At 70.4% G+C, this 12,248-nt stretch carries 10 protein-coding genes; 3 read left to right on the top strand and 7 right to left on the bottom strand.

Going from position 1 to position 12,248, the window contains the following annotated elements:
* Positions 1-20 precede the first annotated feature (20 nt).
* Positions 21-329, bottom strand: a complete 309-nt coding sequence (gene rplU, locus AAME72_RS16405) for a 50S ribosomal protein L21 (RefSeq protein WP_055916382.1) — start codon at positions 327-329, stop codon at positions 21-23.
* A gap of 269 nt (positions 330-598) precedes the next feature.
* Here rplU and AAME72_RS16400 point away from each other — a divergent pair, with 269 nt between their 5' ends.
* Entirely contained in the window at positions 599-883 is a 285-nt protein-coding gene (locus AAME72_RS16400; protein WP_348787605.1) for a DUF4031 domain-containing protein, read from the top strand.
* Positions 884-892: 9 nt separating this feature from the next.
* Here the strand turns inward: AAME72_RS16400 and AAME72_RS16395 are convergent, their stop codons facing one another.
* Positions 893-3,415, bottom strand: a complete 2,523-nt coding sequence (locus AAME72_RS16395) for an Rne/Rng family ribonuclease (RefSeq protein ID WP_348787604.1) — start codon at positions 3,413-3,415, stop codon at positions 893-895.
* Positions 3,416-3,734: 319 nt separating this feature from the next.
* Between AAME72_RS16395 and AAME72_RS16390 the strand changes: the two genes are divergently transcribed.
* On the top strand, positions 3,735-4,352 hold the full coding sequence (locus AAME72_RS16390) for a vitamin K epoxide reductase family protein (protein WP_348787603.1): 618 nt from the start codon (positions 3,735-3,737) through the stop codon (positions 4,350-4,352).
* Between the two features lie 98 nt (positions 4,353-4,450).
* Here the strand turns inward: AAME72_RS16390 and ndk are convergent, their stop codons facing one another.
* The 5 genes from ndk to AAME72_RS16365 all read right to left on the bottom strand — a co-directional run bounded on the left by ndk (position 4,451) and on the right by AAME72_RS16365 (position 10,834).
* On the bottom strand, positions 4,451-4,873 hold the full coding sequence (gene ndk, locus AAME72_RS16385; protein WP_348787602.1) for a nucleoside-diphosphate kinase: 423 nt from the start codon (positions 4,871-4,873) through the stop codon (positions 4,451-4,453).
* Positions 4,874-4,883: 10 nt separating this feature from the next.
* Complete coding sequence (locus tag AAME72_RS16380; protein ID WP_348787601.1) at positions 4,884-5,273, bottom strand: DUF4233 domain-containing protein; 390 nt, start codon at positions 5,271-5,273, stop codon at positions 4,884-4,886.
* The gene (locus AAME72_RS16375; RefSeq protein WP_348787600.1) at positions 5,270-6,643 is read right to left on the bottom strand and encodes a Mur ligase family protein; all 1,374 of its coding nucleotides are present in this window, start codon (positions 6,641-6,643) and stop codon (positions 5,270-5,272) included. Before AAME72_RS16375 ends, AAME72_RS16380 begins: the two co-directional genes overlap by 4 nt.
* Positions 6,640-9,972, bottom strand: coding sequence for an isoleucine--tRNA ligase (gene ileS / locus AAME72_RS16370; RefSeq protein WP_348787599.1), 3,333 nt, complete (start codon positions 9,970-9,972; stop codon positions 6,640-6,642). Before ileS ends, AAME72_RS16375 begins: the two co-directional genes overlap by 4 nt.
* A 220-nt stretch (positions 9,973-10,192) precedes the next feature.
* Complete coding sequence (locus AAME72_RS16365) at positions 10,193-10,834, bottom strand: TetR family transcriptional regulator (protein WP_348787598.1); 642 nt, start codon at positions 10,832-10,834, stop codon at positions 10,193-10,195.
* A 66-nt stretch (positions 10,835-10,900) separates the two neighbouring features.
* Here AAME72_RS16365 and AAME72_RS16360 point away from each other — a divergent pair, with 66 nt between their 5' ends.
* A complete protein-coding gene (locus AAME72_RS16360; protein WP_348787597.1) occupies positions 10,901-12,229 on the top strand; it encodes an MFS transporter in 1,329 nt (442 codons plus the stop codon).
* The last annotated feature ends 19 nt before the right edge of the window (positions 12,230-12,248 follow it).

The raw sequence follows: 12,248 nt of genomic DNA, 5'->3' as shown, positions 1-12,248 counted from the left end.
CCTCGAAGGTCCGCTAGCGGCTACTTGATGCCGGTGATCTTGACGCGCGTGAGCTCCTGGCGGTGGCCCTGGCGCTTCTTGTAGCCGGTCTTGTTCTTGAACTTCTGGATGACGATCTTCGGGCCGCGCAGGTCGCCGAGGACCTCCGCCGTGACCTTCACCTTGGCGAGGGACTTGGCGTCGGAGGTGATCTTGTCACCGTCGACAAGCAGCACAGCGGCCAGCTCGACGTTGCCGTCCTTGTCGGCCTTGATGCGGTCCATCGTCACGATGGTGCCGACCTCGACCTTCTCCTGCCGGCCACCGGCGCGCACAACTGCGTAAACCACTTGTCTCTACCTTTTTCGTCGGGGAACAGTTCCGTGAGGCGACGCCGTGGATCTGGTCCTGCTCTTTGCTGTTCAGGGGGAGTTACTGGTGAGCCCATCACCCGCCGCATCGTGCAGCGGGTGGCTCTCAGAAAACCGTGTGGATGGCCGGGCAGCACCCGACACACACCAACGGTCAACTTTACCCGACGCCACACACTGCGTCAATTCAGCAGGGGGCGGTGGGACCGTCCGGCACCATCGACGGCACCGGTTCCTAGAATCATTCTATGACGGTCCTGATCGATCCCCCGGCATGGCCCGCCCACGGCATGTTGTGGTCGCATCTGGTCAGCGACGCGTCGCTGGACGAGCTGCACGCCTTCGCGGCCGCGAACGGCATCCAGGCGCGCGCGTTCGACCTCGACCACTACGACGTCCCCGACCGCCGCTACGACGAGCTTGTCGCCGCGGGAGCGACGCCCGTGCCGGGCAAGGAGCTGGTGCGCCGGCTCATCGCCAGCGGCCTCCGCGTCCCCGAGCGCGAACGCCGGGGACGGGGAGGCGGGCGCTGACCGGGACGCTCAGGACTCGGTGCCGCCGGGGATCTCTCCGCCGGCGATGACGGTGGTGCTGGCCCTGCGGCTGCGGCTACGGCCCTGACCGGGCTGCTTGGGCTGGGGCAGGGAGTCGAGCACGGAGTCGAGCAGCAGCTCGGTCTCCACAGCGGACGGTCGCTGCGCGGGCGCCGTGTGCGCCGGTTCCGGCAGGTCGATCAGCGGCACCGAGGTGTTCGCGTCCGCCTCCTCGGCGGCCGGCGTCGCGGCGGTCTCGTCGGCATCCCGCGTTCCGGCGTCGGAAGCGTGGCGCTCGGCCGGCTCCGCACCGTCGGGCGCCTGGTGCGCCTCCGGCTTCTGCTCGGCCTGCTGGGCGCTCTTGCTCTTGCGGCGGCGCTTCTTCGGCGCCTGCTCGACCACCTCGGCAGCGGGAGCGCTCGGCGCCTCGCCGTCCACCTCGTGCGGGTGGATGGTCGACGCGGCGATCTGGGCGAGCGCGTTCTTCGCGTCGTCGGTGATCGCGTGTGTGCCGTTGCCGGAGTGCTGCGCGCTCGGCGCCGCACCCGCTCCGCCTCCCCCGTTGCCGCCGCGGCCACGACGGCGCGGCTCGCCGCCGTTCTGCTGCTGCGGCTGGCGGTGCTTCACGACCGGGTCGTGGTGCACGATCACACCGCGGCCGGCGCAGACCTCGCACGCCTCGCTGAAGGTCTCCAGCAGGCCGAGTCCGAGCTTCTTGCGGGTCATCTGCACCAGACCGAGCGAGGTGACCTCCGCCACCTGGTGCTTGGTGCGGTCGCGGCTCAGGCACTCGACGAGCCTGCGGAGCACGAGGTCGCGGTTGGACTCGAGCACCATGTCGATGAAGTCGACCACGATGATGCCGCCGATGTCGCGCAGACGCAGCTGGCGGACGACCTCCTCCGCGGCCTCGAGGTTGTTCTTGGTGACGGTCTCCTCGAGGTTGCCGCCGGAGCCGACGAACTTGCCGGTGTTGACGTCGACGACCGTCATCGCCTCGGTGCGGTCGATGACGAGCGAGCCGCCGGACGGCAGCCAGACCTTGCGCTCCAGCGCCTTCTCGATCTGCTCCGTGATGCGGTACTCGTCGAACGCGTCCTTGTCGCCCGTGTACGGCTCGATGCGGTCGAGCAGGTCCGGGGCGACCTGGCGCAGGTAGCTCTCGATCGCCTGGCGCGCGTCGTCGCCGGCGATGACCAGCTTCTGGAAGTCCTCGTTGAAGACGTCGCGGATGATCTTGATCAGCAGGTCGGGCTCGCTGTGCAGGAGCGCGGGCGCCTGCTGGGTCTCGACCTGGGTGCTGATGTCCGCCCACTGCGCGGTCAGGCGGTTCACGTCGAGCGTGAGCTGCTCCTCCGTCGCGCCCTCCGCAGCGGTGCGCACGATCACGCCCGCGTTCTCGGGGAGGACCTCCTTGAGGATCTTCTTCAGCCGGGCGCGCTCGGTGTCAGGCAGCTTCCGGCTGATGCCGTTCATGGAGCCGTTCGGCACGTACACGAGGTAGCGGCCGGGAAGCGAGATCTGGCTGGTGAGGCGGGCGCCCTTGTGGCCGACAGGGTCCTTGGTGACCTGGACGAGCACGCGGTCGCCCGGCTTCAGGGCCAGCTCGATGCGGCGCGGCTGGTTGCCGGTCTCCACCGCGTCCCAGTCCACCTCGCCGGAGTAGAGCACGGCGTTGCGGCCGCGCCCGATGTCGACGAACGCGGCCTCCATGCTCGGCAGGACGTTCTGCACGCGGCCGAGGTAGACGTTGCCGATGAGCGACGCCTCCTGCGAGCGGGCGACGTAGTGCTCCACGAGGACCTTGTCCTCGAGCACGCCGATCTGGATGCGGCCGCCCTTGGAGCGGACGATCATCTGGCGGTCGACCGACTCGCGGCGGGCGAGGAACTCGGCCTCGGTGATGACCGTGCGGCGACGGCCGGCGTCGCGTCCATCCCGGCGGCGCTGCTTCTTCGCCTCGAGCCGGGTGGAGCCCTTGACCTTCTGCGGCTCGGTGATCAGCTCCGGCTCGCGCGGCGCACGGACCTTGACGACCGTGTTCGCGGGGTCGCCCGCGTCGTTGCGCCCCGTCTCGCCTGCGCGGCGGCGGGAGCGGCGGCGGACACTGCCGGACGCCTCCTCTTCGTCGTCGGGCAGCGGCGGGAGCGGCAGGATGTCGGGGGCCTGGAACAGCAGCGTCGTCGGAGGCAGGCCCGGAGCCGCCGGACGGCTGGGCGCCTCGTCGCCGAGCGGCTGCGGGAGCGCGGGCGGCTCGTGCGCGGGGGGCGCGCTCGGTGCCGCGGCGCCGGCAGGCGTTGCCGCGTCAGCGGCGTCCTGCGACGGGTCCTGCTGACCGGTGCCGCCCTGCGCGGCGGGGACGGGCGGTGCACCCGCGTCCGCAGCGGAGGTGCGGGCGTCGTTCACCTCGCCCGAGGCGGGAAGACCCGCGCGCGTCGCACGGCGGCTCCCGAAGAGCCCCCGTCGCCTGCGTCCCCCTGTCTCCGTCTCGTTGTTGGTGTTCGTGCTGTCGGTATTCTCGTTTTCCACCATCGCTGGTGCACTCCTCGACCGGCGGCGGTTCCCCGCTCGCCGGGTACTCTCCGTCGGAGGCGACCCTTGCGGGTCCCTCCGTAATCCTTGCTCGGGCGCTGCCTGCTCGTGGCACGGCGTGCGTCCGGCTCTTCCTGGCCGGCCATCGCGGCCGGCATTTCTCACGTGGGCGCACTCGGCGCCCTCAAGCCTTCTCTTGGCGTCCTCCGGCACAGGCCGGAACGACTTCTGGCAACGATTATCGCATGTCGCGGGCCGGACGCCCGTCGCACACGCGCCTTCCAGGTCGCCGATTGGGCGCGCATGCCATAATCCGACTGTGTCAGACTCCTCCGCAGCGGCCGACTACCGCCGCCCGACGGCCCTCGCCGTCTTCCTGATCATCGCCGGAGCCATCGGCTTCTGGGCGGCCTTCATGCTGACGCTGGACAAGTTCGCGCTGCTCGCGAACGCGAACGCCCAGCTCTCGTGCAACTTCAATGTGCTGGTCGGCTGCGGCAAGAACCTCGGTTCGTGGCAGGGCTCGCTGCTCGGCTTCCCGAACCCGCTGCTCGGGCTCGCCGGTTGGACGGCCACGATCGCCGTCGGCGTCGGGCTGCTCGCGGTATCCGGCCGCTTCGCTCGCTGGTACTGGCTGACCTTCAACGTCGGTGTCGTGCTCGCCCTGGCGCTCGTGATCTTCCTGATCACCGCCTCGCTGACCGACCTGCGGGTGCTCTGCCCGTGGTGCATGGTCACCTGGGTCGTCACCATCCCTACGTTCTGGGCGGTGACGCTCTACAACCTGAAGTCGGGCAACATCCCGCTGCCCGAACGCGCCCGCCGGGTGTTCGCCGCGCTGTACAGCTGGATCCCGGTGATCACCCTGGTCAGCTACGCGATCGTCGCGATCCTGGCGCAGATCCAGCTCGACTGGATCCACCGCGCGTTCGTCTGAGCCGCCCCTCGAACGCCGAAGGGCACGTCGTTGTCACTTTCGAGCGTGAAAAGCGACAACGACGTGCCCCTCGGCGGACGCGCCCGGCGCGGTGCTGGTTACGCGAACCAGAGGGCGAGCTCGCGGGCCGCGGACTCGGGAGAGTCGGAGCCGTGCACGAGGTTCTGCTGCACCTTCAGGCCCCAGTCCCGCGCGAAGTCGCCGCGGATGGTGCCGGGCGCCGCGGTGGTCGGGTCGGTCGTGCCCGCGAGGGAGCGGAAGCCCTCGATGACGCGGTTGCCCGCGAGGCGGATCGCGACGATCGGGCCGGACTCCATGAACTCGACGAGCGGCTCGTAGAACGGCTTGCCCTCGTGCTCGGCGTAGTGCTTGGCCAGCAGCTCGCGGTCGGCCTGCAGCATGCGGATGTCGACGAGCGAGTAGCCCTTGGCCTCGATCCGGCGCAGGATCTCACCCGTCAGGTTGCGGGCGACTCCATCCGGCTTGACGAGGACGAGGGTCTCTTCGACGGCGGTGGTCATGGGTTCTCCTTTATCGCTTGGTGGTGCGGTCGATGCGGGCGGCGGCGACCATGCAGTAGGTCCACATGGCCGTGAAGATGGCGCCGACCACGAAGAAGGCGGGGACGAGGAAGCCCGCGGCGACGACGATCAGCTGGACGATCCAGCCGAGGGCGATGCCCGCCGGCCAGCGCAGCAGCCCGATCGCGACGATCATGAGCACGACGACGACGGCTCCCCCGCCGAGCGCGACGGCGGCGGGCAGCGCCTTCAGGCCGAAGACGACGAGCGCGCCGAGGAACACGATGACGAGCTCGAAGGCGAGCACGATCGAGCCGAGCGTCTCGCGGAGCGAGCGCTGCCGGCGCGGGCGGCCTGCGGCCGCGGCATCGCCCTCCGGCGCCTGCTGCTCCCCGCTCACGCCGGCGCGTCCTTCCAGCCCTGCTCGGCGGCGTGCGCCATGGCGGCGCCGACGAGCACGATGGAGCCCGTGACGACGACGGCGCGGCGCGCCTCCTCGCCCGCCCACTCGCGGGCGGCCTCCAGCGCGTCGAGCGCGTCGCTGTAGACGATCGTCGCCTCGTCGCCCGCCTCCTCGCGCACCACGTCGCCGAGGTCCTCCGCGGGCAGGGCCCGGTCGGACGACGGCTCGGTCACGAAGAACTGCGTCGCGACGGGGGTGAGCGCGCGGACGACGCCGCGCGCATCCTTGTCGCCGAGGCTGCCGAGCACGAAGGTGATCTCGTCGAAGTCGAAGTACCGGCGCAGCGCGTCCGCGAGCGTCGCGGCGCCCGCGGGGTTGTGCGCGGCGTCGACCAGGACGGTCGGCTCGATGCCGATCAGCTGGAGGCGGCCGGGCGAGGTCGCGGTCGCGAAGCCCTCCTCCACCAGGTCGGCCTTCAGCGGCTGCGTGCCGCGGCCGAGGAAGGTCTCCACGGCGGCGACCGCGACCGCGGCGTTCTGCGCCTGGTGGTCGCCGTAGAGCGGCAGGAACACGTCCTCGTACGTCGCCGCACGACCGCGCACGGTGACGAGCTGCCCGCCGACCGCGACGCGCGTCGCCGCCACGTCGAAGGCGCCGGGCTGTGCGGCGAGCGTGGACTCGGTCAGCCGCGCCGCCTCCTCCAGCTCCGCCATCGCCTCGGTGGTCTGCGCCGAGGTGACGACGTCGGCGGACGGCTTGATGATGCCGGCCTTGGTGCGTGCGATCTCGCGGACGGTATCGCCGAGCTGCTTCGTGTGGTCGAGCGAGATCGGCGTGAAGACGGCCACCTGGCCATCGCCGACGTTCGTCGAGTCCCACTCGCCGCCCATCCCGACCTCGATCACCGCGACGTCGACCGGGGCATCGGCGAACGCCGCGAACGCGAGGGCGGTGAGCGCCTCGAAGAAGGTCAGCGGCTGCTTGCCGGCCTCCACGAGCTCGGAGTCCACGATCTCCAGGTACGGACGCACGTCCTCCCAGTTGCGCACGAGGTCCTCGTCGCCGATCGGCTGGCCGTCGATCACGATCCGCTCGTTGAAGCTGACCAGGTGCGGGCTCGTCAAGAGACCCGTGCGCAGGCCGTAGGCGCGTAGGAGGCTCTCGATGATCCGGCTGGTCGAGGTCTTCCCGTTCGTGCCGGTGATGTGGATGATCGGGTACGCGCGCTGGGGGTCGCCCAGCAGCTCGACCGCCCGCCGGGTGGCGTCCAGCCTGCGCTCGGGCGCCCCCTCGCCGATCCGGGCGAGGAGGGCCTGGTAGACGGCCTCCGCCTCGTCCCGCAGCTCGTCGTCGAACGCATCGCTCATCGAACGCTCACCTCCGCCTTGGCGACACCCACCGTGAAGGCGCCCGCGTTCGCGAACCGCCCCGCGGCGAAGCTCTTCCGGAACTCGCCGTCCTCGCTCGTCTCGACGATCCCGCCCGCGGCGATGCCCACGAGCTCGGCGAGCGTCTCCGCGCCGATGTCGACGGCGCCTGCGGCGGATTCGACCGCCGCGCCGTCCGCCGGGTCCTCGAAGCTGAGCGACAGCTCGATGCGGTCGCTGACGTCCAGGCCCGCGGCCTTCCGGGTGTCCTGCACCGCGCGGATGATGTCGCGCGCAAGACCCTCGGCCTCCAGCTCCGGCGTGAGCGCCGTGTCCAGCTCGACGTACACGCCGTTCTCGAAGCGGGCGCTCTGCGCGCTGATCACGACGGTCTTCTCGTACTCGCCGGGCAGCAGCTCGACTCCCCCGGCGCGCACGACGCCGTCGACCTCGTCCCAGTCGCCGCTCTTCGCGGCACGGATGACGTCCTGCACCTGCTTGCCGATGCGGGGTCCGAGCATGCGCGCGTTGACGGTGAGCGTCTGCTCGACGCCGCCGTGCTCGCCCTCGACCAGCTCGACCGCCTTCACGTTGAGCTCGTCGCGCAGGATGCCCTCGAACGGGCGCAGCGCATCCACGCCCTCGGCGACGACCGTCAGCTTCGCCAGCGGCAGCCGCACGCGGAGGCCGGACTGCTTGCGCAGCGAGAGCGCCGTGGAGCTGATCGCACGCACGCGGTCCATCGCCGCGACCAGCGCGTCGTCGGCGGGGAACTCGTCCGGCTCCGGCCAGCCGGTGAGGTGGACGCTCCGGCCGCCGGTGAGGTCCTTCCAGATGCGCTCGCTGACGAGCGGCAGAAGGGGCGCGGCGACCCGGGTCAGCGTCTCCAGCACGGTGTAAAGGGTGTCGAACGCCTCGGCGCCGGAGCCGTCCTCGCCGACGCCCGCCCAGAACCGGTCGCGCGACCGGCGCACGTACCAGTTGGTGAGCACGTCCGCGAAGTCGCGGAGCTTCGCCGCGGCGAGGGTGGAGTCGAGGTCTTCCAGATCGTCGGTCACCGCTTCCACCAGGTCCCTGGTCTTCGCCAGCAGGTAGCGGTCGAGCACGTCGGTGGACGCGGTGGAGCGCTTCGCGTCGTACCCGGTCGCGTTGGCGTACAGCGAGAAGAAGTACCACGTGCTCCACAGCGGCAGCAGCACCTGACGGACGCCCTCGCGGATGCCCTCCTCGGTGACGATGAGGTTGCCGCCGCGCAGCACAGGGCTCGACATCAGGAACCAGCGCATCGCGTCGGAGCCGTCGCGGTCGAAGACCTCGTTCACGTCCGGGTAGTTGCGCAGGGACTTCGACATCTTCTGGCCGTCGCTGCCGAGCACGATGCCGTGGCTGATCACGTTCTTGAACGCGGGACGGTCGAACAGCGCGGTGCCGAGCGTGTGCAGCAGGTAGAACCAGCCGCGGGTCTGCCCGATGTACTCGACGATGAAGTCGGCCGGGCTGTGGCTGTCGAACCAGTCGTGGTTCTCGAACGGGTAGTGCACCTGGGCGAACGGCATCGAGCCGGAGTCGAACCAGACGTCGAGCACGTCCGGGATGCGGCGCATGGTGGACCGGCCGGTCGGGTCGTCCGGGTTCGGCCTGGTCAGCTCGTCGATGAACGGGCGGTGCAGGTCCGGCTCGCCGTTCGCGTTCAGCGGCAGGCGGCCGAAGTCGCGCTCGAGCTCTTCGAGCGAGCCGTAGACGTCGACGCGCGGGTACGCCGGGTCGTCGCTCTTCCACACCGGGATGGGCGAGCCGAAGTAGCGGTTACGCGACACCGACCAGTCACGGGCGCCGGCGAGCCACTTGCCGAACTGGCCGTCCTTGACGTTGTCCGGCACCCAGTTGATCTGCTGGTTCAGCTCGACCATCCGGTAGCGGAAGTCGGTGACCCGGACGAACCAGCTGGACACCGCCTTGTAGATCAGCGGGTTCCGGCAGCGCCAGCAGTGCGGGTAGGAGTGCTCGTAGCTGGCCTGGCGGAGCAGCCGGCCCTGCTCGCGCAGGAGCGTGGTGAGCGGCTTGTTCGCCTCGAAGACCTGCAGGCCCGCGACATCCGCCACCGCGGGCAGGAACCGGGCGCCGTCGTCGACAGAGATGATGACGGGGATGCCCGCCGCCTCGCAGACGCGCTGGTCGTCCTCGCCGTAGGCGGGAGCCTGGTGGACGATGCCGGTGCCGTCCTCGGTGGTGACGTAGTCGTCGACCAGGATGCGCCAGGCGTTCTGGGTGCCGTACGTCTCGGCATCCGCGTAGTAGTCCCAGAGCCGGTCGTACTCGACGCCCGCGAGGTCGCGGCCGGGGATCGTGCGTCGGACCGCATCCCGCGCGGCCTCCGCGGAGGCGTAGCCGAGGTCCTTCGCATAGTTGCCGACGAGGTCGATCGCCAGCAGGTACTCGCCGCTCAGCACGGTCTCGTCCGGCGCGCCGTGCGTGTCTGCCGCGCCGTTCGGGCCGGCGGGCACGACCGCGTACGTGATGTCCGGACCGACCGCAAGCGCCATGTTCGTCGGCAGCGTCCACGGGGTGGTCGTCCAGGCGAGTGCGCGCACGCCGGTCAGGCCGAGCACCTCGGCCCTCTCACCCACCAACGGGAAGGTGACCGTGACGGTCTGGTCCTGCCGCATCTTGTAGACGTCGTCGTCCATCCGCAGCTCGTGGTTGGACAGCGGGGTCTGGTCGCGCCAGCAGTACGGCAGCACCCGGTGGCCCTCGTAGGCGAGGCCCTTCTCGTGGAGCTGCTTGAACGCCCAGATCACCGACTCCATGTAGCTGGTGTCGAGGGTCTTGTAGTCGTTGTCGAAGTCCACCCAGCGCGCCTGGCGGGTGACGTACTCCTGCCACTCGCGGGTGTAGCGCAGGACGGAGTCCTTCGCGGCCTGGTTGAAGGCGGCGAGGCCCATCTCCTCGATCTGGCTCTTGTCGGTGATGCCGAGCTGCCGCTCCGCCTCCAGCTCCGCGGGCAGGCCGTGGGTGTCCCAGCCGAAGCGGCGCTCCACCTTCTTGCCGCGCATCGTCTGGAAGCGCGGGAAGACGTCCTTGGCGTAGCCGGTCAGCAGGTGGCCGTAGTGCGGGAGCCCGTTGGCGAACGGCGGGCCGTCGTAGAACACCCACTCGGGCGCGCCTTCGCGGTTCTCGATGGAGGCGCGGAAGGTCCCGTCCGCGTCCCAGAAGGCGAGCACGTCGGTCTCGATCTCCGGGAAGACCGGCGAGGGGGTGACATCCTGGCGCTCCGCGGCGTCTGCGCGCTCGGGCTCGGCTCCGTCCGGTGCGGACTTGGGGTACGGCATCTCTCTCCTGGCAGGTTCGCTGTTCTGCACGAGGACGCCGGACGCTCGCGCGCCCGTCGCGGTACCACCCCGCTTGCCCCATCCGTCTTCTGCGCCGGATGCGGCCTCTCGTTCATCGGCTGTGACGGGCCGTACCCGTTCGGTTCTACTGAGCGGGAGGCCCGCCGTTCTTCCGAAGACTCGCCGGTGATGGCCGGGTCGATGTCTGTGAGTGTCGATTCTACCGGGTCGCGAGCGCGTCCGCGTAGCCCGCGCACACCGGCTCGACGGCGGAGCGGACGATGGGGGCCAGCGCTCCCCGGCGCACGCCAGCGCGCGCCCAGGCGCCGGCCGCCGCGACGGCCGCGCCGACGACGGCCGTGGCCGCAGCGTTCGGCAGCAGCGCGTCCGCCTCGTCGCCGGTCCTGGCGGCGATCGCGGCCGCGACCTGTCGCACGACGGCGAGGAAGCGCGGCAGCGCGGAGGCCTGCAGCTCGCCGTCCGTCCCCATCAGCTCGACCTGCGTGACCGCGAGCGGCAACCGGTCGGGACCGAAGCTCTCGGCGAGCCGGATGAAGGCGGCGAGCACCGCGTCCATCGGGGGGATGTCCGGAGCCGGTTCCGCGAGCATCGCGGGGAACAGCGCCAGGGACTCGTCGACCTCGAGCCACAGGAGGTCACTCTTGGAGGCGAAGTAGTTGAAGAAGGTCGCCCGGCTGACCCCGGCGCGGCGGGCGATGTCGTCGACGGTCGTTCCCGCATAGGTCTGCTCGAGGAACAGCTCCCCGGCCGCCTCGGCGAGCATCCCGCGCGACGAGGCGCGCGGACGGCCGGTGGCAGCCTGGCCGTGCGTGTCTGCACCCGTGGAATGGCGGGGTGTCATGCTGCGTTGTCTCCTCACGCCTATTATTGGACCCGGTTCAAATACCTGACAGTCAGAAGGACACCCGTGACCTCCACAGCCACCCCGCCCGTCAGCGACACCGACCTCCCGGGGATCACACCCGGGACCGCGCGCCGCGTCACCGTCGCATCGTTCGTCGGAACCGCTCTCGAATCGTACGACTTCTACCTCTACGCGTACTTCGCCGCGTTCTTCGTCGGGCCGCTGTTCTTCACCCCGCTCGGCGCCTTCGGCGGTGTCCTCACCGGGTTCCTTGCGATCGCCGCCGGCTTCGTCATCCGCCCGGTCGGCGCGGTGCTGTTCGGCCACCTCGGCGACCGCATCGGCCGCCGCCCCGTGCTGCTGATGACCATCCTGCTGATGGGCATCAGCACCGGCCTGGTCGGCGTGCTGCCCAGCTACCAGGCGGCCGGCTGGTTCGGCGGCATCGCCCTGATCGTGCTGCGGTTGGTGCAGGGACTGTCGCTCGGCGGCGAGTGGGGAGGCTCGATCCTGCTCGCGACCGAGTACGCCAACCCGAAGCGCCGCGGGTTCTACGCTGCGCTCCCCCAGCTCGGCTCGCCGGTCGGCTCGATCCTCAGCGCCGTCGTCTTCATCGTGCTCACCCTCACCATGTCGAGCGCGGACATCGCGGCGTGGGGATGGCGCATCCCGTTCCTGACGGCGTTCCCGCTGCTGCTCGTCTCGCTCTACCTGCGCTGGTCGATCGACGAGACGCCGGTGTTCAAGAAGCTGCTGGAGACAGGTCGCCGCGACCGCTTCCCCGTGCTCGACGTGTTCCGCAAGGCCCCGACCGGGTTCGTCATCGCCGTCGGCGCCGCCGTCCTCGGCATCGGCTCCTACTCCCTGATGAACACCTACATGGTGGACTACGGCACCAGCGTCCTGAAGTTCTCGTTCCAGGACCTGCTTGTCGCGACCACCATCGGCGGCCTGCTGCAGCTGGTGACCATCCCGCTGTTCGGCCTGTGGGCGACGCGGATCGGCTCCGCGCGCGTGGTCGCGATCGGCGCGATCGGGACGCTGCTGATCGCCTTCCCGATGTACCTGCTGCTGCAGTCCGCCTCGTTCGCGGTGCTCGTCGGCAGCATGATCATCGGCGGCATCCTGCCGACGCTGTCCTGGGCAGGCCTCGGCGGGCTGATGGCCGACCTGTTCCCGAGCGAGGTGCGCTACAGCGCCCTGTCCGTCGCCTACAGCATCGCCGCACTGCTCACCTCCTTCGTGCCCGCGCTGACGCTGCTGCTCGGCAACGCGACCGGCAACGCCTGGTGGCACCCGGGGATCGTGCTCGCGGTGATGTCGGCGATCACGCTTATCGCCGCCTGGGCCGCCGCGCGCCGGCGCCCCGTGCTGGACGACGTCTCCGCCTGACCCGACGCGCCCGCCCAGA

The sequence above is a fragment of the Leifsonia sp. NPDC080035 genome (genome assembly GCF_040050925.1).
Lineage (GTDB): Bacteria > Actinomycetota > Actinomycetes > Actinomycetales > Microbacteriaceae > Leifsonia.
This window is presented reverse-complemented; position numbering and strand designations above follow the sequence as displayed.